Genomic DNA, 24,465 nt, shown 5'->3' with positions numbered 1-24,465 from the left:
CCTGATTCGATGGAGCGAGGATTTCTCGCCGTCCGAATGTGAAATATGCCTTCAAGAACCGCCCGTGAGAAAAACAAGGCCTGATCGAAAACAGGCCAGCGGCGCAACCCATGCGGTCAAGGCTGGGGTCCTTCTCACATTGCTATTTGCGCAGCGACCTGTTCTGCCTGAGCCCTGATATCGGGAACGGCGGTAATCTCCCAGAATTGACCGGCTGTCAGCGCCCCCACCGCATAAAGGTTCGATTGCGCCGCACCTTCTGAATTCAGCACGCGCGAATCCCGGTTTACCGAGATTCCGAGCCTAAGCGAATCTGCGACGACAAAGCCCTGCCGGCGCATTTCCTGCAGAAGCGGTGAATGCGCCAGCCCTGCCCGTTCCATCCCCGTACAATTGACGATCCAATCGACTGTGAGAGCGATCGTCTCACGGCGTCCTCTCTTGCGGTATTCGATGCCGATCCCGTCGCCGGCGTCCTTGAGCGTTTTGAGATAGCCGGCGTGGAAATTGACGACGCCCTGCTGCCGCAGTTGCTCGAACCGGTCGTAGATGTCAGGCGCCACGCGATGGCGATGGATGTTCCACCATGGCAGCGCATGCCGCAGGAAACGCGACCGCTCCGCTGGAGCGAGGTTCTGCCAGATCGCCTGGGTCTTGGGCCGCAGCCCATCCATGACGCTTCGCCAGTCGGTCCCCGATCTCACCTGTCGCCTGATATCGTGCAGGATTTGGCTGAGTGTCGCCCCCTTTGCATCGATCTCGATGGCGGCAAGTGATTTCGGATCGCGGACATGTCCGTGTGGCGCGAGCCCGCGCCGGGAGAGAACATCGATGCGGCCGCGGTGCCCATGCGACCGAAGCCCAAGAACCTGATCGATCATGGTAAGGCCCGAGCCCAGGATACAGACCCGATCCTGCGGGCCGACATGTGTCAACCAGGAGAGGCGCCAGGGGTTTTCGATCACATACGAACGCGTGACGCTCCCAAGAACTCCGGTATCGACCGGCAATTTCGCATTTCCCAATCCAAGACAGAGGACGACGCGGCGGCCGGCGATTTCACCGCCATGCTCCAGCAGAAAGCCGAGGGCGCCCGGATAGCGCTCGACGCAGCCGGTGGCCTTGGCCTTGATGAAATCGACGCGGCACCGGTCGTCCCGATACCGCAGGAGATCTGCAAGCGTATCCCTGACATAGAGCCCATAATCGCTCCGTGACGCGAAATCGGCATCCCGCGACGGACGGTTCTTGCGGCTCAGCCATTCCACGAAATCGGCCGGCCTGTCCGTGAAGAGGCTCATGCGCGCCGCTGGAACATTCAGCCGGTGGAGATGCATTTCTGTGCGATAGGCCGTGCCTCTGCCGAAGCCCGGATCATCGCCGATGACGGCGATGGACGCCGTCTGCGGAAGTTTCCGGACAAGATTGCAGACGACTGCGATCGCAGAAAAGCCGGAGCCGACGACAACAACATCATAAATCAAGCGTTCGTTCCATGATTCACCGGGTGAGGCATCGGTGGAACTAGCGCGGCTTGACGACTTGTCACGGTCCCGGACTCTCAACCAAGGTGTTTATACCCGGATCCGTTTCGGCACCGCCGGTAACCGATGTGTCAGCTCTCCGCCTTTGAAGAGCTGAACGCGGCACGCTCGATGCCATAACGCTGCAGCTTGTCATAGAAGGTCTTGCGCGGAATGCCGAGCGTTTCGATCGTTCGGCGCACGTCGCCGCCGTTCCGGGTCAGCGTCTCCCGGATGATATCGGCCTCATAGCGGTCAATTCTCGCCGGCAAAGGGAGCGAGGCCTCTTTGTTCGCCATCCCGTTTTGCTGCGTTTCCGCCGGCGCCGCTTCGAGACCGAGCACGAAGCGCTCGGCGAAGTGCGAGAGTTCGCGTACATTTCCTGGCCAGTCGTGGTCTTTCAGATGGCGATGCAATTCGGGCGAAACCGGCGGGGCCGGACGCTTGAAACGGTTGGCGGCTCGTTCGGTAAAGTGGGCGAACAGAAGCGGGATATCGTCGCACCGGTCGCGCAGTGGCGGGATGCTGATCGTCACGACATTGAGACGATAATAAAGGTCCTCGCGGAAATCGCCGCGCTCACGCGGATCGCCGAGATCGATCTTGGCGGCGGCCACCACACGCAGGTCGACGGGTCGCACCTCGTTGGTACCCAGCGGCATGACTTCCCGCATTTCCAAGACGCGCAGCATCTGCACCTGCGCGGAAGGCGGCATGCTTTCGATTTCATCGAGGAAGAGTGTCCCACCGCTCGAATGTTCGATGCGGCCGATGCGCTTCTTCTGCGCGCCGGTGAAGGCGCCGGCCTCATGGCCAAAGAGTTCGCTCTCGATCACGGTTTCCGGCAGGGCGCCACAATTCAACGCCACGAAGTTTCCCTTCGAGCGACGGCTCCAGCGATGCAGCAGGCTTGCCACCACTTCCTTCCCGCTGCCAGTCTCGCCGGTCACCAGCACATCGACATCAGTGTCGGCGATCTGCCGGAGCGTTCGCCGCAGGCGCTCCATGGCCGGCGTCTGGCCGATCAGCGGCAGGTCGCCTTGTGCCTGCTCGGCCGCATCGCGCAGCGACCGGTTGTCGAGCACGAGCCGGCGCTTTTCGGCGGCACGATGCACACTTTGCACCAGCCTGTCGGCCGCGAAAGGCTTGGTGATAAAGTCATAGGCCCCATCCTTGATTGCCTTGACGGCCATCGGGATGTCACCGTGCCCTGTGATCAGGATCACGGGCAGGTCTTCATCGAGCCGGCGGATCCGATCGAAGAGCTGCAATCCGTCGACATGCGGCATGCGGATATCGGAAACGACGACACCCGAGAACTCCGCGTTCAGATCCTTCAGCGCTTCCGTAGCGGCGAAAAAGGTCGAAACAGAAAAGCCGGCAAGCTCCAGCGTCTGTTTCGTCGCCTTCAGGAGATCCTTGTCGTCGTCGATAAGCAAGACCGGGATTGCTTCACTCATGCCTGTGCCTTTTGTAGATAAACGGTAAAGCGGGTGCCGATCTCGTTGCTTTCGACCTCGATACGGCCGCCATAATCGGCAACGATATCCTTGGAGATGACCAGCCCAAGGCCCAGGCCTTTTTCTTTCGAGGTGTTGAAAGGCGAAAAGAGTAAGCCGAGGATGTCCTCCGATATGCCGGGGCCGTTATCTGCCACAGTCACCGCCACCTCGCTGTCCGTCTCCTCGCAGAAGACCTCAACCTTCCCGCCTTCCCTGCCTTCCAGCGCTTCCAGCGCATTCTGGAAGAGATTGATCAGCACCTGCTCCAGCCGGATGCGGTTGCCGCTCACCTTCAGATCGGCCGAAGGTAGCCTGATATCGAGCGCATCCAATCGGCCGGCAAAACGGCTGCGCAGCAGTACGACCGCGCCTTCGATGACGGCGCGCAGTTCGATCGGCTCCGCCGCAGTGCGGCCCTTGCGGGCAAAAGCCTTCAACTCCTCGGTGATGGTGCCGATGCGCTCCGTAAGGCTGGCAATCGCATCGAGATTGCCGTCAGCCGATTCCGACTGATGGCGTTTGAGGAAGGTTCGGGCATTGTCGGCATAGGCGCGGATGGTCGCGACCGGCTGGTTGATCTCATGCGCCACGCCCGCGGCGACCTGCCCCAAGATCGCCAGGCGGTTCGCCTGCACCAGTTCCTGCTGCACCACCTGCAGCCGCGCCTCGGTCGCGCGGTGGTCCGATATCTCCTCCTGCAGACGGTCACGGGCGCGGCTCAGGTCCTGTGTGCGCTCCAGCACCCGGCGCTCCAGCTCCTCGCGGGCGGCGCGCTCGGTCGCGATACGCATGACGACGATCTGGCGGCGGCGCAGCAGGAAGGTCATGATCGCCAGCACCGGAATGAGGGCCGCCAATGTCAGCAGCCGCCATTCACGCACCGAAGAGGCGATCGGCGCTTCGGTCGGCACAAGATATTCGAGTTGCCAGGCTGTCGACGGCACCTCCGTGCGCAATCGCAGGAACTCGCCCTCCCCGGCGCCCGGCATGATGGCATGGACGATTGCAGCTCCAGGCCCCAGCGCCTGACGTTCCTCGATCGGCAAAGGCAGCAATGGCGCCTCGCCGAATTGCAAGCTGCTCCTGATCGCCGCAAGGCCTTCCTGCGGCAGAGGCTTCGCCGTCATAAAACGCCAGGACGGCAGGCTGGTGATGAGCACGACGCCGTGCTCGTCGATGACATAGGCCGGCCGGACCGCATCGCGCCAATCGGATTCCAGCTGATCGAACTCCATCTTGACGACGACGACGCCAAGCGGTGCCGCGGCGTCCCCAACCCGCCGGGAAATATAAAGGCCGGGCCGGTTGCTGACATTGCCAAGCGCGAAATGCTCTGCCGTGCCCGTTTCCATCGCACGGCGGAAATAATCGCGGAAGGAATAGTCGTTGCCGACAAAACTCAGGGGCTCCTGCCAGTTGCTGGAAGCGATCGCGATGCCGTTCTTGCCGGTTACATAGAGAACAGAGGCGCGGGTGCCGGCGACAAGGCTCTGGAGCTTGCGGTCAAGCCCCATGACGGCTTCTCCCCGCCCCGAGGCCAAAGCGTCCCGCACCTGCTGGTCATCGGCAAGGAGCAGCGGCAGAGCCCGCGGCCCTTCGAGCACGGCCCGCAGCAACGCCACCTTGAGATTGGCGTCGGTTTGCCCCTGATCCTCCAGCGCCGCAATTGCCTGCAGGCGGCCATAAATGCCGGCGCCGTAAAGAGCCGTTCCGATGAGGACCGCGGCGAGCGCCGCAAAGATCAGCCAGACGGACCGGGAACGCCGGCCAAGCTGTTCAGGCGTCAGTAAACGTTCGTTTGCTGTCCTCTGGAGCATGGCCGTATTGTGCATTTTTTCGCACGATCGGCAAATCACTTTGTGCGGAGAATCGCACTTTCGCATCTTCATCAACGGGACACATTCAATAATATCAATGAATTAGAAAGTCGGAAGAAACTGGCACACGCGTTGCAAAACAAGTCCTCATCAGTCGGGAGGCTGTTTGACCATCATGACTTGGCCGTCGCCCTATTGGCGTCCGGCATAGTGGAGGACACCATGGATATTGCAATGAACGCCGCTACAGAGCGCGGCAAAACTCCCTTTTACCGGCACCTCTACGTGCAGGTTCTCGCCGCCATCGCCGCCGGCATTCTGCTCGGTCACTTCTACCCTTCTCTCGGCGCTTCGCTGCAGCCGCTCGGAGATGCCTTCATCAAGCTCGTGCGCATGGTGATCGCGCCCGTTATCTTCCTGACCGTCACGACCGGCATTGCCGGCATGGCCGATCTCAAGAAGTTCGGCCGCGTGGTCGGCAAGGCGCTCGGCTACTTCCTCGTCTTCTCGACGCTGGCGCTCGTCGTTGGCCTCGTTGTTTCCAACGTGCTGCAGCCAGGCGCCGGCATGCATATCGATCCGGCGACGCTCGATACGAAGGCCGTCAACAATTATGCCGCCCAGGCCCATGATGCGACGATCGTCGGCTTCCTGATGAACATCATCCCGGACACGATCGTCGGCGCCTTCGCCAAGGGCGACATCCTACAGGTGCTGTTTTTCTCTGTCGTCTTCGGCATCGCGCTCGGCTCCGTCGGCGAGCGTGGCAAGCCTGTGCTGGATTTCTTCCAGGTTCTGACCGCTCCGGTCTTCCGCCTCGTCGCAATCCTGATGAAATTCGCTCCGATCGGCGCCTTCGGCGCCATGGCCTTCACCATCGGCAAATATGGCATCGGTGCGATCGCCAACCTCGCCTTCTTGATCGGCACCTTCTATCTGACATCGCTGCTCTTCGTGCTGATCGTGCTCGGCGCGGTCGCCCGCTACAACGGCTTCTCCATCCTTGCGCTGCTGCGCTATATCAAGGAAGAACTGCTGCTGGTGCTCGGCACTTCGTCCTCCGAAGCCGCCCTGCCCGGCCTGATGAACAAGATGGAACGCGCCGGCTGCAAGCGCTCGGTCGTCGGCCTCGTCATTCCGACCGGCTATTCGTTTAATCTCGACGGCACCAACATCTATATGACGCTGGCGGCACTCTTTATCGCCCAGGCGACCGATACGCATCTAAGCTTCGGCGATCAGATCCTGCTGCTTCTGGTGGCGATGTTGAGCTCAAAGGGTGCTGCCGGCATTACCGGCGCCGGCTTCATCACGCTTGCCGCCACGCTCTCAGTCGTCCCCTCCGTTCCGATCGCCGGCATGGCGCTCATCCTCGGCATCGATCGCTTCATGTCGGAATGCCGGGCATTGACGAACCTTGTCGGCAATGCCGTCGCGACTATCGTCGTCGCCCGTTGGGAAAACGAACTCGACCAGACCCGCTTTGCCGCCGCAATGGCCGGCGATTTGCGCGAAGACAGCGACGTGCTTGTTCCAGTGGCGCAGCCCGCCGAGTAAACACTGACAAAACAAATCCGCCGCCAGTCATACGATTGGCGGCGGATTTCATTTGGTGTCGACGAGCCGGCACACGTCCGAATCGTCGGTGATCTCTCAGATTTAAAGCGCCAGACCCGTGCCTCGGTCGAAAATATGGACCTGATCGCTGGCGATATTGGCCTCGAAACGGGCGCCGTAGCGGGCGGCATAGTCTCCATCCACCACCGCCGTGACCGGCTGACCGGCCAGATCGAAGACGACATGCGTCTGGGCGCCGGTCGGCTCGACAAGAAGGGTCTGGCCGGCGAGCGCATTTCCATCCTTACCATCAGGCGTCAGATGCTCGGGGCGCAGGCCGATAATCACCGCCTGGCCCGGACGGACCTTGCGGTCCGGAGCGATGCGGATCGCGGTTCCATCCGAAAGACGTGCGGCCGGCTCGCCGTTTTCGCCGTCCACCGTGCCGTCGAGAATATTCATCGCCGGCGACCCTATGAACGCTGCGACGAAGAGATTGGCCGGTTTCCTGTAGAGTTCGAGCGGTGTGCCCTGCTGCTCCACCCTGCCCTGATTGAGCACAACGATGCGGTCGGCAAGCGTCATCGCCTCGATCTGGTCGTGCGTGACATAGATCGAGGTCGTCCTGACCTTCTGGTGCAACGTCTTGATTTCCGAACGCATCTGCACACGCAGCTTGGCATCGAGGTTGGACAGCGGCTCGTCGAACAGGAAGACGGCGGGATTGCGCACGATAGCGCGGCCCATGGCGACACGCTGGCGCTGGCCGCCGGAAAGCTGGGCCGGCTTGCGGTCGAGAAGCTGGGCGAGATCCAGCATTCGGGCTGCCTCGGCGACGCGGGCCTCGATCTGCGGTTTCCTGACACCGGCGAGCTTCAGATTGAAACCCATGTTTTCCGCGACTGTCATATGCGGATAGAGCGCGTAGGATTGGAAAACCATAGCGATGTTGCGTTCGCGCGGCGTCATGCTGTTGACGACATTGCTGCCGATCGCGATCTCGCCGTCCGTGATCTCCTCTAGGCCAGCGATCATCCGCAGCAGTGTCGATTTTCCGCAGCCGGATGGCCCGACGAGGGCGACGAATTCCCCATCCTCGATGTCAAGCGAAATGCCGTGGATGACGTCGACGGCGCCATAGGCCTTGCGAATATCGTTCAGTTGAACGGATGCCATGATTGCACCTCCAATGGTTCGGCTCAGGACTTCACGGCGCCGGCGGTCAATCCGGCAATGATGTGTCTCTGGGCGACGAAGAAGACGATGATGGTTGGCAGGATGGTGAGCGTGATGAAGGCCAGCACCAATTGCCATTCGGTGCCGTATTCGCCGCGATAGACCATGATGCCGAGCGGCCAGGGATATTTGGATTCCGAGTTCAGCATGATCAGCGGCAGGATGTAGCTGTTCCAGCTGCCGACGAAGGAGATGATGCTTACAGTGGCGACGATCGGGCGGGAAAGCGGCAGCGAGATATGCCAGAAGAAGCGCAGATAACCGCAACCGTCGACGAAAGCCGCTTGGAACAATTCTTCCGGAAGATTACGGAAATAGTTTCGAAACAAGAGGATGCTCATGCCGAGACCGAAGGCCACTTGCGGCAGCACCACGCCCCAATAAGTGTTCAACAGGCCGAGATCGCGGATGCGGATGAAGAGCGGCAGGATCGCAGTCGCCGCCGGAAACATCAGCCCCAGCAGGAAATAATTGAGCAGGAAGGACGAGCCGAAGAAGCGGACATGAGCAAAGGCGAAAGCCGCCATGGATGAGACGATCAGCGTCAAGAGCACGGTGAGGGCTGCGATGACAAGCGAATTGCCGATCTGCAGCCAGTAGCGTTCGCCGAAGACTATGTCCGTGTAGTTCGCCCATTGCCATTCCGTCGGCAGGCCGAAAGGGTTGGTGCGCAGGTCACCCAGCGTCTTGAAGCCGCCAAGCGCCGTCGTCAGCAGCGGCACGAGCACGATCGCGGCGATAAGGCTCAGTGACACGTAGAGATAGATGCGTGTGGACACGCTCATGCGGATGGAAGAGCTCATATCAGTCATGACGCATGAAGATCCTTTTGTAACCGAAGGCGAGCGTGACGCAGATGATGAAGAGCACCACGCCGACGGCGCTGCCCAAGCCCACCTGCATGCGCATGACTCCATAGGTGTAGAGGAAGGTGACCATCGTCTGCGTGGAATTGGACGGCCCGCCACCGGTCAGCGGCATGATCATGTCGAAGAGCTGAAGCGAGCCGACGACGACAAAGAAAATCGAAAGACGCAAGGTCGAGCCGAGCAGCGGCAGCGTGACGTAACGGAATTTCTGCCAACCGGTGGCGCCGTCGATTTCGGCCGCCTCCAGCACGTTCTTGTCGACCGATTGCAGACCGGCGATGAACAGCATCATGTGAAAGCCGAAATATTTCCAGACGATGACTCCAAGCACGGCGTAGATCGCCACATCCTTATCGGCGAGCACGTAAGGATTGGCCAAGCCGAAGAAGCTGGAAATGGCGGCAAACAGGCCGTAGTCGCCGTCATAGACGAAACGCCAGATGAGGCCCGCCGCAACGTCGGCAAGCACATAGGGCAGGAAGAAGATCAGGCGAAAACCTACGACGCCGGGAATGCGATGCGCAAGCATGGTCGCCAGCCAGATGGCGAGCGGCACCTGGATGCAGATCGAGATCACGATGATCAGGCCGTTATTGACGAGCGCCTGGGTGAAAGCCGCATTGCGGAACAGAACCTGGAAATTGCGGAGTGCAATGAACTCCGTCGGCGTGCCGTAGCCGTTCCACTTGTAGAGGCTGTACCAGGCAGCCTCCCCCATCGGCATGATGACGAAGAGCGTGAAGAGCAGCAGCGCCGGCGGTAGAAAGAGCAACAGCACCGTCAGCCGGTCGTGCGCGACCGAGCTCTTGCTGTTTGCGGCTCGTCTTGCCGGCCTTGCGGCACTCGGTGTCGATAGGACTGAAATATTGGCCATGGTCCCTGCTTTCGTATCTCGTCGGCAGCAATGCTGGCGCTCCGTTGTTGGAGCGCCAGGAAGGTCTGGGCGACGCTGGTTATTGTTCCAGTTCGAAAGCGTCCTGGATCATCTGAGCGCCGTCCTTGGAATTCATCTGTCCGGAGACGATTTCCACCGACACGTCGTTGACGACGCGGCCGACGGCCGCACCGAGGTCCTGGTCGAAGAAGTTCTGATGCCAGGTCGAGGCGGCAAGCTGTTTTGCCGATTCGGCAAGCAGCGGATTGACAACGCCGTCATCGGCGCCAACGGCAACGGGCAGAAGCATGCCGGCCTTGGCCATCGCGCGCTCGTTCTCCGCGCTCGTCAGGAAGGCGAGGAAATCGAGCGCTTCCTTGGAGGCCTTCTTGGTAACGGCCCAGCCGTTCAAACCGCCGAGCGTATCCGTCGGCTTGCCGGTGCCGCCATCGACCGCCGGAAAGGCGAAGCGGCCGATATTATCGGCTGCGAGGCCCTTGCCGTCGCCGGCATTCTTCCGTTGATTGGCCTCGGTCGCTTCGAAGCCGAGGATAATCGCAGCCTTGCCGTCACCGAAAACGCCGAGCGCCTGCGGCCAGGTCGAACCGAGATAGCCGGGCTGGAAAGGTTCGAGCTTGCCGAGCTCGGCGAGGTCGTCACCGGCCTTGATGATTGCCGGATCGAGGAAACCTTCGCCTTCACCCTTCTTGGCCGCCTCGAAGACCTTCTGTCCGCCTTCCCGCATGACGAGATAGCTCCAGTAGAAGTGGATCGGCCATTTCTCGCCGCCACCGCCGGCAATCGGCACGATGCCGGCCGCCTTGATCTTCTTCACCGTCGCGAGAAAATCGGCCCAGCTCTTGATGTCCTCGGCTTTGACACCGGCTTTGGCAAACAGCGCCTTGTTATAGAAAAAGCTGACCAGGCCGACTTTATAGGGGATGGCCCAGGTCTTGCCGTCGAAGGTCAGACCATCGACCGAAGCGGGCGTATAGGCGCTGCGCAATTTGCCGCCATCGGCATCGAGGGCCGCCGTCACATCCTGGAGCGCACCGGTCTCAGACTGCTGTTTCAAGACGCCACCGCCCCAGCTGAAAAAGAAATCCGGCACGTCGTCGGACTGCAGCAATGTCGGAAGCTTGGCCTTGAAGGCCTCGTTTTCGAGGAACTGCATCTGGATGTCGACATCGGGATGCTGGGCTTCGTACTTCTTGACGATATCTTCCCAGGCCGCGACGTTTTTCGGATCGAGTTCGAGATGCAGCCACTTGACCGTCGTCGCCGAGGCAGCACCTACGCCTGCCACCAACATGCCGGCTGCCGCGGCCATGGATGCGATACGCCTGCCGCCGAAAGCGGCGCTCTTCAACATAAAATTCATGATTTTCCTCCCAGGGGCCATGTCCTCACAATTTTTCCCCTATGCGGATTAATTCAACGGAGCTTTTGCCCAATGTCAACCCAACTGCTGTATTTTTCATCAAATTCGCTTGACAGAGCTCCGTGGTTACCTGTTATTTATTTCGTAACCCGTTAAAAATATTAGGCACCTCGCCCCAACAAACCGATTGCCTGGCTACTTTTCATGAAGACTGCAGACCCCGAATTAATGCGTGCGATCAACCGCTTGAACGTGCTCGACACGATCCGGCGCCATGGCCCGATTTCTCGTATCCAGATCAGTGAGCGTACGGAGCTCTCGACTACGACGGTTTCCGCCATCACCGCCTCACTGCTCGACGACGGACTGATCCTGCCTCGTCATGAGGGCGATATCCGCAATGAGGCTGTGCGCGGAAGGCCCCGCGTGATGCTGGAGCTCAATCCGGATCCCGCCCGCGTGGTTGGCGCCAAGATCGCGGCCAGCCGTATGGTTTTCGCCGTCACCAATTTCCGTGGAGACGTGCTCTCCAAGCTGGCGCTGCCGATCCGCATCGATCGTCAGCCCATCGCGGTCATTGCAGACCTGATCGAGGACGGTGTGCGGCGCTGCGTCGTCGATATCGGCTTGTCGCTCGATGATATCGACAGCATCTGCCTTGCGCTTCCTGGCGTCATCGAGCATCGAACGGGTCTTATCCGTTCGAGCCCAATCTTCCGGGAAGTCAATATTGATTTTGCTGCCGAAATGTCTGCTCGCCTGTCGACGTCGACGATCATCGAGAGCGATGCGCATGCCATTACGCTTGGCCACCACTGGTTCGGCAAGGCGCGCGATCTCGAAGACATGGTACTGATTTCGCTGGAGCAAACGCTCGGTCTCGGCGTTCTGCATGACAACCAGCTTTTCCGCGGCGCCGGCGGCCTCAGCCACAATCTGGGCGATCTCGTTCTCGGCATGGGCAAACAGGGCGTGGTCCGCCTTTCCAGCCAGGCTGGGGAGAGCGCGATTCTCGGCGAGCAACAGGCCGATGGGCGTTTTGCCGAAGCTGTGCGTCTCGGCCGCGGCATGACCCATGTACAGGCGATGATTGAGGCCGATGATGACCAGCTCATCGGAGCAGCAGTCCGGGCCGGCGAAGCTGTGGGGCTCACAATCGCCAATATCGTCACACTGTTTGCGCCGCCGCGGGTCATTCTCGTCGGTTCCTCGCTTGCGCTTGGCGAGCCCTTTCTGAACAGCCTGCGCGACGCCTATGCGCTCGCCATCCCGCCTTCTCTGCAGGATGTCAGCGAACTCGTCTTCGACGATTCGACCGACGACTTCTGGGCGCAGGGTGCTGCCGCTGTTGCGCTTTATGAACTCTACGAATCGCCCTGGAGCACCACAGGACCGGCGCTCTGACGCGCAAAAATCAGTATTTATGGAGGATATGATGGAAAAAGTCGGTATCGGCATCATTGGATGCGGCAATATTTCGGGCGCCTATCTCCAGGCGATCACATCGGCATTCCCGATCCTCGAGATCCTCGGACTGGCCGACCTCAATCGTGAACTTGCAGAGGCAAAAGCCAATGAATTCAATCTTCAGGCTAGGTCTGTCGAAGAGCTTCTGGCCGATCCGAAGGTCGAGATCGTCGTCAACCTGACCATTCCGAAGGCCCACGTTGCCGTCGGTCTGCAGGCACTGGAGGCAGGCAAGCATACCTATTCGGAAAAGCCGCTGGGGATTAATTTCGCGGAAGGGAAAAAATTGGCGGATGCCGCCAAGGCCAGGGGCCTGCGCATTGGCGCTGCCCCTGACACCTTCCTCGGCGGCGGCCATCAGACCGCCCGCGCGCTGATTGACGAGGGCGTCATCGGCATTCCGGTCGGCGGCACCGCGACCTTCATGTGCCCGGGCCATGAGCGTTGGCATCCCAATCCGGCCTTCTATTATGAAGTCGGCGGCGGCCCGATGCTCGACATGGGTCCCTATTACATCACCGACCTCGTCAATCTGCTAGGGCCGGTCGCCAAGGTCGCCGGTTTTGCGGTCACGCCGCGCAATGAGCGCATCATCACCAGCGAGCCGCGCAATGGCGAGCGCATTCCGGTTCATATCCCGACGCATGTGGCCGGCGTGATGGCTTTCGCCAATGGCGCCGTCGTCCAGATCGGCATGAGCTTCGATGTGGCAGGCCACAAGCATGTGCCGCTCGAAGTCTACGGCACCGAAGGCACGCTGATCGTGCCGGATCCGAACCGTTTTGCCGGCCCGGTCGAATATCTGAAGAAGGGCGGCCAGTTCGAGGACCAGCCCGTGACGCTGCCCTATGCCGACGGCAATTATCGCTCCCTCGGTGTGGCCGATCTCGCCCACGCGATCCGCTCGAACCGGCCGCATCGCGCAAATGGCGATCTGGCGCTGCATGTGCTCGAGGTGATGGAAGCCTTCCAGAAGGCATCTGACACCGGCAGCACGGTAACGCTCACCACGACAACGGAGCGCCCTGCTCCGCTTTCTCAATCCCTCGTCGACGGACTGCTCGGCAAGTAACATTCAGGAGGAATACACGATGCGTGAAGCACTGATCGTCTGGGGCGGCTGGGCCGGCCACGAACCGGAACAATGCGCCGCAATCATCAAGGACATACTCGAGGAAGACGGCTTCAAGGTCTATGTGGAGCACAGCACGGAGGCCTTCGCCGATCCGTCGATCCACGATCTGAGCCTGATCGTCCCTGTTATCACCATGTCGAAGATCGAGAAGGAAGAGGTCAAGAACCTCGCTGCCGCGATCGAAAGCGGCGTCGGTATTGCCGGCTATCACGGCGGCGCCGGCGACAGCTTCCGCGAATCGACCGATTACCAGTTCATCATCGGCGGCCAGTGGGTTGCCCATCCGGGCAATATCATCAACTACACCGTCAACATCACACGGCCGGACGATCCGCTGATGGAGGGGATCACTGATTTCCCCTATAATTCGGAGCAGTATTACATGCATGTCGACCCCTCGAACGAGGTGCTGGCGACGACGACCTTTACCGGCGAACATGCCTACTGGATCGATGGCGTGACCATGCCTGTCGTCTGGAAGCGCAAATACGGCAAGGGTCGCGTCTTCTATTCGTCACTCGGCCATGTCGCCAAGGAATTCGAGGTGCCGCAGATGAAGACGATCTTCCGCCGCGGCGCCAATTGGGCAGCGCGCTGATCGGTTCGACGTTGGGACTGCCGGTGCCTCGCCGGCAGCCCCACATGAAAAGTATATATTTGGGCACGACACGGGTGCCAAATCCGTCGATATGCGTTACTGCTGTGGGAAGAACGAACCAGACAGCAAGACAATGAGCGATAACGTTATCAAGTTTCGCAAGCCGAAGCCCCCGCCGAAAGCCCCCAATCCCATGCTCCGCAAGCTTGTGATCATCGCCGCGGTGATCATCGTGTTTGCATTGGCCTGGGTCTATGTCCAGGTCACCGGCGTGCAGCCGCAATAATCCAGCGAGGGATCGTCCGATGAGCGTTCGCCCGCCGCAATCCTTCAGGCAGTCCTTTTCGGCCGAAGGCGGGGTGAATGTACTCGAATACGAGCTCATGTCGGAGCGCGCCAATTCACTCGGACGCAACGGTCTCAAAGTCGAATCGGCTCTCTCAGCCCTGAAGGCCTGGAATCCCGATCGCCATAGCGTTGAGCAGCGCGAAACGCTGATCAACGAGGCGTCCGATGCCGTTTGGGCGCTCTTCGTCCAGCGCGAGATCTGCGGGCTACGCAATAACAAGGATATTGTCCAGCGTTACGCCATTCCCGGCGAAGTGCTGGCGCGGGTCGGCGTCGTCAGGAAATAGCGACGGTCTGGCTCTGTGTCGCAGGTGGCAACGCCGAGACCGTTCTGAATGTCGGCGCCGGTGCAGGTTCCTACGAGCCGGTCGACCGGAAGGTGACACCAGTCGAACCTTCTGCATCCATGCGCGCCCAACGTCCGGACCATCTGCCCGAGGCAATCGATGCAACGGCCGAAAAACTTCCCTTCGCAGATCAATCATTCGACGCGAGCATGGCGACCTTCACTGTGCATCAATGGTCGGACCTCAAGGCTGGTCTTTCAGAAACGCGTCGTGTTTCGCGCGGCCCGGTGCTGGTCCTAAGCTGCGATCCCGATGAGCTGGAACGCTCCTGGCTGTTTGACTATGCACCCGAGATGATCGCCGTCGAGGCGAGCCGCTATCCGGCCATGCAGACCATTGCCGATCATCTCGGCGGCACAGCCGATCCCGCTTGCCTGCATCGATGGTTTCGGTGAGGCCTATTATGGCCGCCCGGAACTCATTCTCGATCCCGGCGCCCGGCTTGCAAACTCGGCCTGGAGCTTCGTCGATCCATCGATCGGCGAACGCTTCGTGACCGAACTCGGCCGCGACCTCGAGGACGGCACGTGGGATGCCCGCTACGGACATTTGCGTATGCAGCCCTTCTTCGAAGGATCGCTCCGCCTGATCGCCGCTCACCCCTGACGGGCTCAGCTGAAGAAGCGGTTTTCCGGTCGCGGTAGGCCGAGATGTTCGCGCAGCGTCGTGCCCTCGTATTCCCTACGGAACAAGCCGCGGCGCTGCAGCTCGGGCACCAGGCGCATGGTGACATCATCGAGCCCCTGCGGCAGGTAGGGGAAGACGACGTTGAAGCCGTCGGAGCCCTCTTCGTCCATCCAGCGCTCCATCTCATCGGCAATGCTCTCGGGCGTGCCGACGAAGGCGAGGCCGGAATAGCCGCCGTAACGCTGGGCAAGCTGGCGCACTGTCAGGTTTTCCTCCTGCGCCAGTTTAATGACCTGGGCGCGGCCGGTCTTGCTGCCATTGGTATCGGGAATATCCTTGGGCAACGGCGCATACGGGTCGAAACCCGAGGCATCATGGCCAAGCGCGATCGACAGCGAGGCGATGGCGCTGTCATAGTGAACGAGACTGTCGAGGGCGAGGCGCTTGGCGCGCGCCTCCTCGATGCTGTCGCCGATGACAACAAAGGCGGCCGGCAGCAGTTTCAGGTGATCGCGGTTGCGGCCGATCGCCTCCATCCGGCCCTTGATGTCGGCATAGAGAGCCTTGCCGCCTTCGAGATCACGCGGCGAACAGAAGACCACTTCGGCAGTTTCCGCGGCTAGCTGGCGGCCGGGATCCGACTGGCCGGCCTGCACGATAACGGGCCAGCCCTGAACCGGTCGGGCAATATTCAACGGCCCACGCACACTCAGTTCCTCGCCCTTATGGTTGAGCACATGCATTTTTTCGGGATCGAAATAAATGCCGCTCTCGCGGTCGCGAATGAAGGCGTCGTCGGCGAAGCTGTCCCAGAGGCCGGTGACGACATCGTAGAACTCGCGCGCCCGCTTGTAGCGCTCGCCATGTTCCACATGCTCGTCAAGGCCGAAATTGAGCGCAGCATCGGGATTGGAGGTCGTGACGATATTCCACGCGGCGCGGCCATTGCTGATGTGATCGAGCGAAGCGAAACGGCGGGCCACATGGTAGGGCTCGTCGAAGGTCGTCGATGCCGTTGCAGCGAGCCCGATCCTCTCGGTGACGGAGGCAAGCGCCGACAGCAGCGTGAAGGGCTCGAAGGAGGTCACGGTGTGACTGCGTTTCAGCGCTTCGACCGGCATGTTGAGCACCGCCAGGTGATCGGCCATGAAGAAGGCATCAAATTTCGAGGCCTCGAGCTTCTGCGCGAAGGATTTGATATGGGAGAAATTGAAATTGGCATCCGGATAGGAGCCGGGATAGCGCCATGCGCCGGTGTGCAGGCTAACGGGACGCATGAAGGCGCCGAGGCGCAACTGCCGTGAACGGGTCATGTTTTTCCTCATGGATCGGGCGAAGCGGCCGCCTGCCCTCTGCTGAACGGTGATGCCGGAACGACGTATCCGTTTGGGTTACGTAGGCGTTGGCGCACAGCAATTCGAGATCAGCATTGGCATTTTCTGGCGGCGATTTCACCGGCAACCCGGTCAATTCCCGGTGAGATGGATAGGGGCAGACGTTAGCCGTGCCGACGCGCTTCGCAGAAGCAAGCACTTTCCATTTTCTATCACATCTATAGAATTTATAATCTTACCTGTCGCTCCGATTTCTTTCACCCATATCACGCTCAGAACTGGAGAAATCAATGACGACCGTGCTCAGGCAGCAAGACCAGATCCGGCCCGTGGCCGCCCGCATAGCCAGCGACGAGGAGGCACTTGAGACGGCCCGCAGGCTTGGCGCTCAATTTGCCGCCACGGCCGCCACGCGAGATGCCGAGCGCCGGTTGCCTTTCGCCGAACTCGACGCGGTGGCGCAATCCGGCCTGCTGGCGATTGCCGTTCCAGCGCAATATGGTGGGCTTGATGTTTCGAATGCCGTGCTGGCCGAAGTGACCGCGATCCTGGCCGAAGCCGATGGCTCGATCGGCCAGATCCCGCAGAACCATTTCTATATTCTGGAAGCCCTGCGCACCGACGGCAGCGAGGAGCAGAAACGGTATTTCTTCGGCCGGGCGCTTGCCGGCGATCGTTTTGGCAATGCGCTTTCAGAGCGCGGTACGAAGACGGTCGGCCACTACAATACGCGCATCGTCAGGGACGGACCCGGCTACCGCATCAACGGCCAGAAATATTACTCGACCGGTGTACTGTTTGCCGACTGGATCACAGTCTTCGCGCTTGATGAGGAAGACCGGCTTGTCATGGCCTTCGTGCCGAAAGGGACCGAGGGTGTTGAGATCCTCGACGACTGGGACGGCTTTGGCCAGCGTACGACCGGCAGTGGCACCACGATCCTCAAGAATGTCTATGTCCATGCCGATACCGTCGTCCTGCATCACAAGGGTTTCGAGCGCCCGACGACGATTGGCTCGGTCGGCCAGATCGTCCATGCCGGCATCGATCTCGGCATCGCGCGTGCCGCTTTCGCCGAGACGCTCGAATTCGTGCGCACCAAGTCACGCCCCTGGATGGATAGCGGCGTGGAGCGCGCCGCCGAGGATCCGCTGACGATCTCCAAGGTCGGGCAGATCGCGATCCGGCTGGAAGCTGCGGCGGCACTCCTCGAACGAGCCGGCCGCAAGGTCGATGCGGCGCAGATCGAGACGACAGAAAAGACCGTTGTCGAAGCGACGCTTGCGGTTGCTGCCGCCAAGGTGCTGACGACCGAGATCGCCATTGAGGCCACCAACACACTCTTCGAGCTTGCCGGAACCTCTGCGGTCAAGAGCGACCTCAATCTCGACCGACACTGGCGCAACGCACGCACCCACACGCTGCACGATCCCGTGCGCTGGAAGTACCATGTCGTCGGCAATTACCACCTGAACGGCGCGATCCCGCCGAAGAACGGCGCGCTCTGAACCCTCTCCTCAACTAAAAACCCCATCTCCGTCACCGGAAATGGGGTTCTTTTTTGCCTATTTTCCTGAGCTTAGCTGTAGAGGCTGACTTCGGGAATCTTGCCGTTCAGTACGAACTCTCCGACTTCCTTGGCCTTGTAGAAGACCGGATCGTGCAGCGTATGGGTGCGCACGTTGCGCCAGAAACGGTCGAAGCGATATTTCTCCGCCGTGGAGCGCGCGCCGGTCAGCTCGAAGACACGCGAGGTGATATCGAGCGAGACATGGGTTGCATGCACCTTGGCGGCATAGGCTTCTGCCGCAGCTTCGCCGCGCTCGCGGGCGGTGACACTATGGCCCTTTGCGAGACCTGCCTGAACGGCGGCGGCTGCCGCATCGGCCAAGGCGGCAGAAGCTTTCAGCGCGGCGGTGAACTCTCCCACCCGCTCCAGGATATAGGGATCGTCTGCAGCCCGCTCGACGCCCGAGGTGACCCAAGGACGCGTCGTCGTGCGCACATAATCGACAGCAGCCTGGAGCGCGCCTTCGGCGCTGCCGAGATAGAAGTTGACGAAAACGAGCTGGATGAGCGGCGTATTGAAGGTGGAAAGCACCGGTGAGGCAGCATCGGGAGCAGCCGGGGCGCCGACGAAGTCTTCCTCATAGACAGGGAAATCATGGAATTCGACGCTGCCGCTGTCGGAGAGCCGCTGGCCGAAATTGTCCCAGTCGTCATTGGCCTGATAGCCGGGCCTGTTGGTCGGCACGGCGAAACCGACGATCTTGTCGTCGAGCGTGGCATTGGCATTGATATAGTCGGAGACATGGGCGGCGGTGGAGAAGGACTTGCGCCCGTTCAGCACATAGCCATTGCCGCGGCGGGTGAGCACAAGGCCCGGATCGCGCGGATTGACGGCAGCACCCCAATAGAGGTTTTTCGCCACGGTTTCGGTACCCAACGCATGAGCACGGGCTTCCTCGAGCGCCCAGTAGACATATTGGCTGTTGACGAAGTGATAGCCGAGCAGCTGGCCGATGGAACTTTCGCCGCGCGCAAGGATACGCACCAGCCGCAAGCCATCCACCCAATCAAGGCCGCCGCCGCCGATCTTTTGATCATGCAAGGCATTCAGCAGGCCGGCATTCTTCAGCTTGACGATCTCCGCAAGAGGCGGGCGACCGTCGCGGTCGAGTTCGGCGGCGCGATTGGAAAGATCGGTCGAGATTTCCTCGGCGCGGGCAAAGAGGTCCTCTCGCGTCGTGCTGCGATTGGTCGCGAAGACGACATTGGACTGGCTCATGGGTCGAAACTCCGATTTCCTGAAAAAATGGGCCGGCGGGGGCCGCACAACCCCCGCCGGAAGATCGAGGCAGGCAGCCTAGAAAAGCTTGTCTGGGATCCAGCTAGCGGTTGCCGCGTCGCTTGTGCTGAAGGCCGGGATCTTCTGCGCCAGGTCCTCGATCGTCTTGACGCCGGCGGCGCGCAGGCTTTCCTGCGTGAGCAGCGTCGGCTTGACTGTGATCTGATGGGGGACGTCCTGTCCGGCAATTTGCAGAGCCGCGGCGCGGACGGAGACCGCACCGACGACAGCCGGGTTGGTGGCGACGGTCGCAACCCAGGAGCTGCCCTCTTCGGTGATCTCCTGAATGTCAGCGGTCGAAACGTCGGCCGAATAAATCTTCAGCTTGTTTGCGATACCAAGATCGTTGGCGGCAAGCTTTACGCCACGGGCAAACTCGTCATAGGGCGCAAACACGACGCTGATATCGGGATTGGCGGTCAGTGCGGCCTTGGCCTGATCGGCCGTCGAGGTCGCGGTTGTGTCGCTCACGTTGCCGAAGCGCGCCTTTTCAACGACGCCGGAATTCTCCGACTTGAACTTCTCCCAGACCTCGTTGCGGCGGTCGAGCGGCGCGAAGCCGGCGACATAGACATAACCGGCATTGAAGCTCTTGCCGTTATCCTTCACCACCTGTTCGAGCCCGAGCTGAGCGAGTTCGTGGTCGCTCTGCTCCACCTGCGGCACCTTGGGATTGTTGAGGTTGACGTCGAAGGCGACGACCTTGATGCCCTTGTCCAACGCCTGCTGGACGACATCGCCGAGCGATTCCGGCAGGCCGTGATCGACGACGATGCCGGCGACGCCAAGATTGATCGCCTGCAGGATCTGCTCACGCTGCTCGGCGGCATCCTGCCGGCCGGGGAACACACGCAGGTCGATATCGAGCGCCTTGGCCTGGGCTTCCGCACCGGCCTGATAAGCCTGGAAGAAGTCACCCGCCGAGATGTAACTGATCAGCGCCACCTTGACGCCGCCCTTATCGAAGGGCGCCGGTGCGCCGTTGAGACCGGCGGCAAAGGAGGTCTGATAGAGAAAAAGAAATTGCGGCTGCAGAGAGCGTCAGCCGTGCGAGGGATTTCATCGTCGCGGTCCTTCCGGTCAATCGGGAGCGTCGTCTGACAGGTTGGCAGCTCCCTGCGACGCATGAAATTATTAGATATAAACTCTATGTTTTTAGTAGATTTAATGATCCGATTTTTGCGGGTTCAGGAGATTCTTTGTTCCCATCGCCTTCCGACCGAGGCAAGGCTTGCCTCGAAGTTCGGGCATGTGTCAGGCCAATATCGCGGCTTAAAAGCAGTCCCGGATTTGCCCGATGCCACTCCTTCATGTCGACAATATCACCCGCAGTTTCGGGTCCACACGCGCGCTTTCAGGCTCCCATTTCTCTATCGAGCGGGGTGAGGTCGTCGCGCTGATGGGAGCCAATGGCGCCGGCAAATCGACGCTTGTGAAGATAGTCTCCGGCGTGCTTGCGGCCGATGGCGGCACAATCAGCCTGAACGGCCGGCCCTTTTCTCCGAAAACGCCGTCCGAGGCGGCAAAGGCCGGCGTCGTCACTGTCCATCAGTCGACAGATCTTGTCGGAGCGGCGGGGCTGACGGTTGCCGACGCCCTGCTGCTGCATCGCTTTGCCGAAGGCAGCACGCCCTTCTTTCTCTCCCGGACAAGCGTACGGCGCGAAGCGCGCGCCATGCTCGATGCCGCCGGCTTCTCCCTGCCGCTCGACCGGGATTTCGGCGATCTGACCGCGGCCGACCGGCAGCTCGTCGCCATCGCCCGCGCGCTTGCCAACAAGGCCGAGCTGCTGATCCTGGACGAGCCGACCGCAAGCCTTTCGGCGGATGAGAGCCGGCGCCTGTTCGACATCCTGCTCACCTTGCGGGCGCAAGGCCTTGCCATCCTCTATATCTCCCACCGGACCGCCGATCTCGAGGCGATCGCAGATCGAGCGCTCGTCATGCGCGGCGGCCGCATCGTCGGCAGCTTCAACCGGCCGATCGACTTTTCAAGCGCCATTGAAACGATGATCGGCCGCAGGCTTGAAGCTGCGCGGCCGGACGCCCGCCCAGCAACGGGCTCAGCCGTTTTCGAGATGCACGGCATCCGCCTCCTGCCGTCAAGCAAGCCCTTCGACCTGACCCTGCACGAAGGCGAGGTCGTTGCCGTTACCGGCGTGCTGGGCGCCGGCAAAAGCCGCCTGTTGTCGGCGATCTTCGGCGTTCGAGACCTAGCTGACGGCGCGATGCAGCTCGACGGCAAGCCCTACCGGCCGAAATCGCCGGGCGAGGCGATTGCCGCAGGCGTCGCCATGGCGGCGGAGGATCGTCATCGCTCCTCGCTGATGCCGGCCGCCTGGCCCGGCAATTCGCTCGCGGCCACCATCAGCCTGCCGCATCTTGCCAAATGGTATCCGAGCGGTCTGCTTTTCGGTAGCCGCGAGCGGCGCGAAGCAGAGCAGGCCATTTCCCGGCTGGGCATCAAGGCCCCCGGTCCGCTCGCCTCGATCTGGTCACTGTCGGGCGGCAATCAGCAGAAGACGGTCATCGCCCGCTGGGAGGCGGAGCCGAGCCGGCTGCTGCTGCTCGACGAGCCGTTCCAGGGGGTCGACGTCGGCGCCCGCCATGACATCATCCAGGCGATCCGGGCACGGACCGACCGCGCGACACTGATCGCCACATCCGATCCCGAAGAGGCCTATGAGGTCGCCGACCGCATCCTGACGATCGACCATCACAGCTTGCTGCCCGATCTCGTCGACATCGCCTCTTCTTCAGCTTCACAGGAAATTTCCGCATGACGACCATCGACGAAGAAGCCCTGCCAAAGACCGGCGCTGCCCCGCATAGCCGCAGCCAGGATAGCCGCGCTCTGGCACTCGGCAGCTTTCTGCGCGCCGGGGCGGTGTTCATCCTGCTCGGGCTGATGGTGATCGGCTTCACCATCGCCCAACCGGCCTTCATCAACATCGGCAATCTGATGAGCATCCTGCAGGCCGTATCGGTCGTTGCGATCCTCGGCGCCGGTGTGACAGTGACACTTGCCGTCGGCGGCTTTGATCTCTCGATCGGTGCAGTGGCCGCCTCCAGCGTCATGGCCGCGAGCTATGCTATGATCGTCTGGCATCTCGATGTTTTCGCCACCGTGCCGCTGGTCCTTGCCTTCGGCGCAGCGGTCGGGCTCGTCAATGCCCTCCTGATCGTGCGACTGCGCGTACCCGATCTGCTGGCGACGCTTGCCATGATGTTCCTGCTCTCCGGCCTGCAGCTCATCCCGACCGCCGGGCGGTCGATCTCAGCCGGCCTTGTCCTGCCCGACGGCTCCAAGGCGACCGGTGCCTATGATCCGGCTTTCCTGTTGATCGGCCGCTACAGCCTGTTTGCCACCCTCCCCGTTTCCGTCGTGCTGATGGCCGTCGTCGCCATCGTCCTTTTCGTATTGACCGAACGAACGCGCATCGGCCGGCTGCTTTTTGCGACCGGCGGCAATGAGGTGGCGACGCGGCTTGCCGGCGCGTCCACAACACGGCTGAAGACGCTGGCCTATGTCATCTCGGGGACCTTGGCAGCCCTCGGTGGCATCGTAATCGCGGCCCGTGTCGGGCGCGGCGACGTCTCCTCCGGCGGCTCGCTGCTGATGGACTCGGTGGCCGCCGCCCTGATCGGTTTTGCCGCTCTCAATCTGCGTCGCCCCAACGTCCTTGGCACCATTGCCGGCGCCGTCTTCGTCGGCGTGCTGCTCAACGGCCTCACGATGCTGAACGCGCCCTATTACACCCAGGATTTCGTCAAGGGCGCTGTACTCGTCGGAGCACTTGCCCTGACCTATGGGCTCGGCCGCAACAGCGATCGCTGAAGCCAGGCTTTGGGTTCAGAAAATTTCCTGCGGCCGTGTGCTTTTGGAATAACGTACCTCTTATGAGCCTTAAATCTATATAATTTACAGACTATCAAATTGAGAGGGTATCGTTATGAATGAAGGACTTGGAGGCGGCTTCGGACGCCGTGAAATCTTGAAGCTCGCGGCTGTCGCCAGCGCGACCTTTGCAGGCGCCAGCATGCTGACCGCACCCGCCGCAAGGGCCGACGACGAGGGGCTTTCCCTGAAGGGCAAGCGCATCGCCATCAGCGCCACTGGTACGGACCACTATTTCGATCTGCAGATCTATAATGCCCAGATCGAAGAGGTGAAGCGGCTTGGCGGCGAACCGATCGCCGTTGATGCCGGCCGTAACGACGGCAAGCTGATCGCCCAGCTTCAGACACTCGTAGCCCAGAAGCCGGATGCGATCGTCCAGATCCTCGGCACGCTCAGCGTCATCGACCCCTGGCTGAAGAAGGCCCGTGACGCCGGCATTCCTGTTCTGACCGTCGATGTCGGCTCGACCAATTCGATCAACAACACGACGTCGGACAATTGGGGCATCGGCAAGGATCTCGCCCTGCAGCTCGTCTCTGACATCGGCGGCGAAGGCAATATCGTCGTATTCAACGGCTTCTACGGCGTGACACCATGCGCCATCCGCTACGACCAGCTCGTCAACGTCATCAAGTATTTCCCGAAGGTGAAGATCATCCAGCCGGAACTGCGCGACGTCATCCCGAATACGGTTCAGGACGCCTTCACGCAGATCACCGCGATCCTCAACAAATATCCGGACAAGGGCTCGATCAAGGCCGTCTGGTCGGCCTGGGACATTCCGCAGCTCGGCGCCACGCAGGCGATCGCCGCCGCCGGCCGCAACGAGATCCGCACCTATGGCGTCGATGGCAGCCCGGAGGTTCTCCAGCTCGTTGCCGACAAGAACTCGCCGGCCGGCGCCGATGCCGCTCAGCAGCCCGCCGAAATCGGCCGTGTCGCAGTCCGCAACGTCGCCAAGCTGCTCGCCGGCCAGACGCTGCCGCGCGAGACCTACGTTCCGGCGCTGCTCGCCAACAAGGAAAACGTCTCCGAGATCATTAAGAAGCTCGGCATCGGCTGATATCAAGGCGGACCTTGCGGCTAGCGCCGCAGGGTCTGC

At 61.1% G+C, this 24,465-nt stretch carries 21 protein-coding genes and 1 pseudogene; 12 read left to right on the top strand and 10 right to left on the bottom strand.

All coding sequences use genetic code 11. The features are described 5' to 3' along the window. Positions 1-134: 134 nt before the first annotated feature. From ACR9ZQ_RS32540 to ACR9ZQ_RS32530, 3 genes are all read right to left on the bottom strand, one after another. Complete coding sequence (locus tag ACR9ZQ_RS32540; protein WP_481429717.1) at positions 135-1,484, bottom strand: FAD/NAD(P)-binding protein; 1,350 nt, start codon at positions 1,482-1,484, stop codon at positions 135-137. 131 nt (positions 1,485-1,615) lie between these two features. Further along, positions 1,616-2,983 (bottom strand): sigma-54-dependent transcriptional regulator, encoded by a 1,368-nt coding sequence (locus ACR9ZQ_RS32535; protein WP_481429716.1) that lies wholly within the window; start codon positions 2,981-2,983, stop codon positions 1,616-1,618. Continuing rightward, positions 2,980-4,857, bottom strand: a complete 1,878-nt coding sequence (locus ACR9ZQ_RS32530; RefSeq protein ID WP_481429715.1) for a sensor histidine kinase — start codon at positions 4,855-4,857, stop codon at positions 2,980-2,982. Before ACR9ZQ_RS32530 ends, ACR9ZQ_RS32535 begins: the two co-directional genes overlap by 4 nt. A gap of 207 nt (positions 4,858-5,064) precedes the next feature. Between ACR9ZQ_RS32530 and ACR9ZQ_RS32525 the strand changes: the two genes are divergently transcribed. Beyond that, positions 5,065-6,399 carry a dicarboxylate/amino acid:cation symporter gene (locus ACR9ZQ_RS32525; RefSeq protein WP_481429714.1) on the top strand — a complete coding sequence of 445 codons (1,335 nt, stop codon included), beginning with the start codon at positions 5,065-5,067 and terminating at the stop codon, positions 6,397-6,399. Positions 6,400-6,501: 102 nt separating this feature from the next. Here the strand turns inward: ACR9ZQ_RS32525 and ACR9ZQ_RS32520 are convergent, their stop codons facing one another. The 4 genes from ACR9ZQ_RS32520 to ACR9ZQ_RS32505 all read right to left on the bottom strand — a co-directional run bounded on the left by ACR9ZQ_RS32520 (position 6,502) and on the right by ACR9ZQ_RS32505 (position 10,759). Then, positions 6,502-7,575 carry an ABC transporter ATP-binding protein gene (locus tag ACR9ZQ_RS32520; protein WP_481429713.1) on the bottom strand — a complete coding sequence of 358 codons (1,074 nt, stop codon included), beginning with the start codon at positions 7,573-7,575 and terminating at the stop codon, positions 6,502-6,504. A 23-nt stretch (positions 7,576-7,598) separates the two neighbouring features. Next, positions 7,599-8,447 (bottom strand): carbohydrate ABC transporter permease, encoded by an 849-nt coding sequence (locus ACR9ZQ_RS32515; protein WP_481429712.1) that lies wholly within the window; start codon positions 8,445-8,447, stop codon positions 7,599-7,601. Then, on the bottom strand, positions 8,440-9,378 hold the full coding sequence (locus ACR9ZQ_RS32510; RefSeq protein WP_481429711.1) for a carbohydrate ABC transporter permease: 939 nt from the start codon (positions 9,376-9,378) through the stop codon (positions 8,440-8,442). The genes ACR9ZQ_RS32515 and ACR9ZQ_RS32510 overlap by 8 nt, the downstream gene beginning before the upstream one ends. Positions 9,379-9,457: 79 nt before the next feature. Next, positions 9,458-10,759, bottom strand: coding sequence for an ABC transporter substrate-binding protein (locus tag ACR9ZQ_RS32505; RefSeq protein WP_481429710.1), 1,302 nt, complete (start codon positions 10,757-10,759; stop codon positions 9,458-9,460). A 204-nt stretch (positions 10,760-10,963) separates the two neighbouring features. Here ACR9ZQ_RS32505 and ACR9ZQ_RS32500 point away from each other — a divergent pair, with 204 nt between their 5' ends. From ACR9ZQ_RS32500 to ACR9ZQ_RS32470, 7 genes are all read left to right on the top strand, one after another. Beyond that, entirely contained in the window at positions 10,964-12,163 is a 1,200-nt protein-coding gene (locus ACR9ZQ_RS32500; protein ID WP_481429709.1) for an ROK family protein, read from the top strand. Between the two features lie 31 nt (positions 12,164-12,194). Continuing rightward, positions 12,195-13,298 carry a Gfo/Idh/MocA family protein gene (locus ACR9ZQ_RS32495; protein ID WP_481429708.1) on the top strand — a complete coding sequence of 368 codons (1,104 nt, stop codon included), beginning with the start codon at positions 12,195-12,197 and terminating at the stop codon, positions 13,296-13,298. A gap of 19 nt (positions 13,299-13,317) precedes the next feature. Further along, positions 13,318-13,959, top strand: a complete 642-nt coding sequence (locus ACR9ZQ_RS32490; RefSeq protein WP_310381985.1) for a ThuA domain-containing protein — start codon at positions 13,318-13,320, stop codon at positions 13,957-13,959. A gap of 133 nt (positions 13,960-14,092) precedes the next feature. Further along, entirely contained in the window at positions 14,093-14,245 is a 153-nt protein-coding gene (locus tag ACR9ZQ_RS32485) for a hypothetical protein (RefSeq protein WP_310381983.1), read from the top strand. Positions 14,246-14,264: 19 nt separating this feature from the next. After that, entirely contained in the window at positions 14,265-14,594 is a 330-nt protein-coding gene (locus ACR9ZQ_RS32480; protein ID WP_481429707.1) for a DUF6665 family protein, read from the top strand. 92 nt (positions 14,595-14,686) lie between these two features. Further along, the gene (locus ACR9ZQ_RS32475) at positions 14,687-15,049 is read left to right on the top strand and encodes a class I SAM-dependent methyltransferase (protein ID WP_310381979.1); all 363 of its coding nucleotides are present in this window, start codon (positions 14,687-14,689) and stop codon (positions 15,047-15,049) included. Continuing rightward, entirely contained in the window at positions 14,991-15,260 is a 270-nt protein-coding gene (locus tag ACR9ZQ_RS32470) for a hypothetical protein (RefSeq protein WP_310381977.1), read from the top strand. Before ACR9ZQ_RS32475 ends, ACR9ZQ_RS32470 begins: the two co-directional genes overlap by 59 nt. Positions 15,261-15,265: 5 nt before the next feature. On the opposite strand, the gene ACR9ZQ_RS32465 is transcribed toward ACR9ZQ_RS32470, so the two are convergent. Next, complete coding sequence (locus ACR9ZQ_RS32465) at positions 15,266-16,594, bottom strand: LLM class flavin-dependent oxidoreductase (protein WP_481429706.1); 1,329 nt, start codon at positions 16,592-16,594, stop codon at positions 15,266-15,268. Positions 16,595-16,905: 311 nt separating this feature from the next. Between ACR9ZQ_RS32465 and ACR9ZQ_RS32460 the strand changes: the two genes are divergently transcribed. After that, on the top strand, positions 16,906-18,123 hold the full coding sequence (locus tag ACR9ZQ_RS32460; RefSeq protein WP_481429705.1) for an SfnB family sulfur acquisition oxidoreductase: 1,218 nt from the start codon (positions 16,906-16,908) through the stop codon (positions 18,121-18,123). Between the two features lie 71 nt (positions 18,124-18,194). On the opposite strand, the gene ACR9ZQ_RS32455 is transcribed toward ACR9ZQ_RS32460, so the two are convergent. Together ACR9ZQ_RS32455 and ACR9ZQ_RS32450 are read right to left on the bottom strand one after the other, a co-directional pair. Then, the gene (locus ACR9ZQ_RS32455) at positions 18,195-19,403 is read right to left on the bottom strand and encodes an acyl-CoA dehydrogenase family protein (RefSeq protein ID WP_481429704.1); all 1,209 of its coding nucleotides are present in this window, start codon (positions 19,401-19,403) and stop codon (positions 18,195-18,197) included. A gap of 78 nt (positions 19,404-19,481) precedes the next feature. After that, positions 19,482-20,526: pseudogene (locus ACR9ZQ_RS32450) on the bottom strand (substrate-binding domain-containing protein). Positions 20,527-20,760: 234 nt separating this feature from the next. Here ACR9ZQ_RS32450 and ACR9ZQ_RS32445 point away from each other — a divergent pair. The 3 genes from ACR9ZQ_RS32445 (at position 20,761) to ACR9ZQ_RS32435 (ending at position 24,426) form a co-directional block, all read left to right on the top strand. Beyond that, positions 20,761-22,245 (top strand): sugar ABC transporter ATP-binding protein, encoded by a 1,485-nt coding sequence (locus tag ACR9ZQ_RS32445; protein ID WP_310381964.1) that lies wholly within the window; start codon positions 20,761-20,763, stop codon positions 22,243-22,245. After that, complete coding sequence (locus ACR9ZQ_RS32440; protein ID WP_481429703.1) at positions 22,242-23,300, top strand: ABC transporter permease; 1,059 nt, start codon at positions 22,242-22,244, stop codon at positions 23,298-23,300. Before ACR9ZQ_RS32445 ends, ACR9ZQ_RS32440 begins: the two co-directional genes overlap by 4 nt. Positions 23,301-23,415: 115 nt before the next feature. Then, positions 23,416-24,426 carry a sugar ABC transporter substrate-binding protein gene (locus tag ACR9ZQ_RS32435; protein ID WP_481429702.1) on the top strand — a complete coding sequence of 337 codons (1,011 nt, stop codon included), beginning with the start codon at positions 23,416-23,418 and terminating at the stop codon, positions 24,424-24,426. The last annotated feature ends 39 nt before the right edge of the window (positions 24,427-24,465 follow it).

The organism is Rhizobium sp. KNZ14-9A (assembly GCF_056755015.1).
This window is presented reverse-complemented; position numbering and strand designations above follow the sequence as displayed.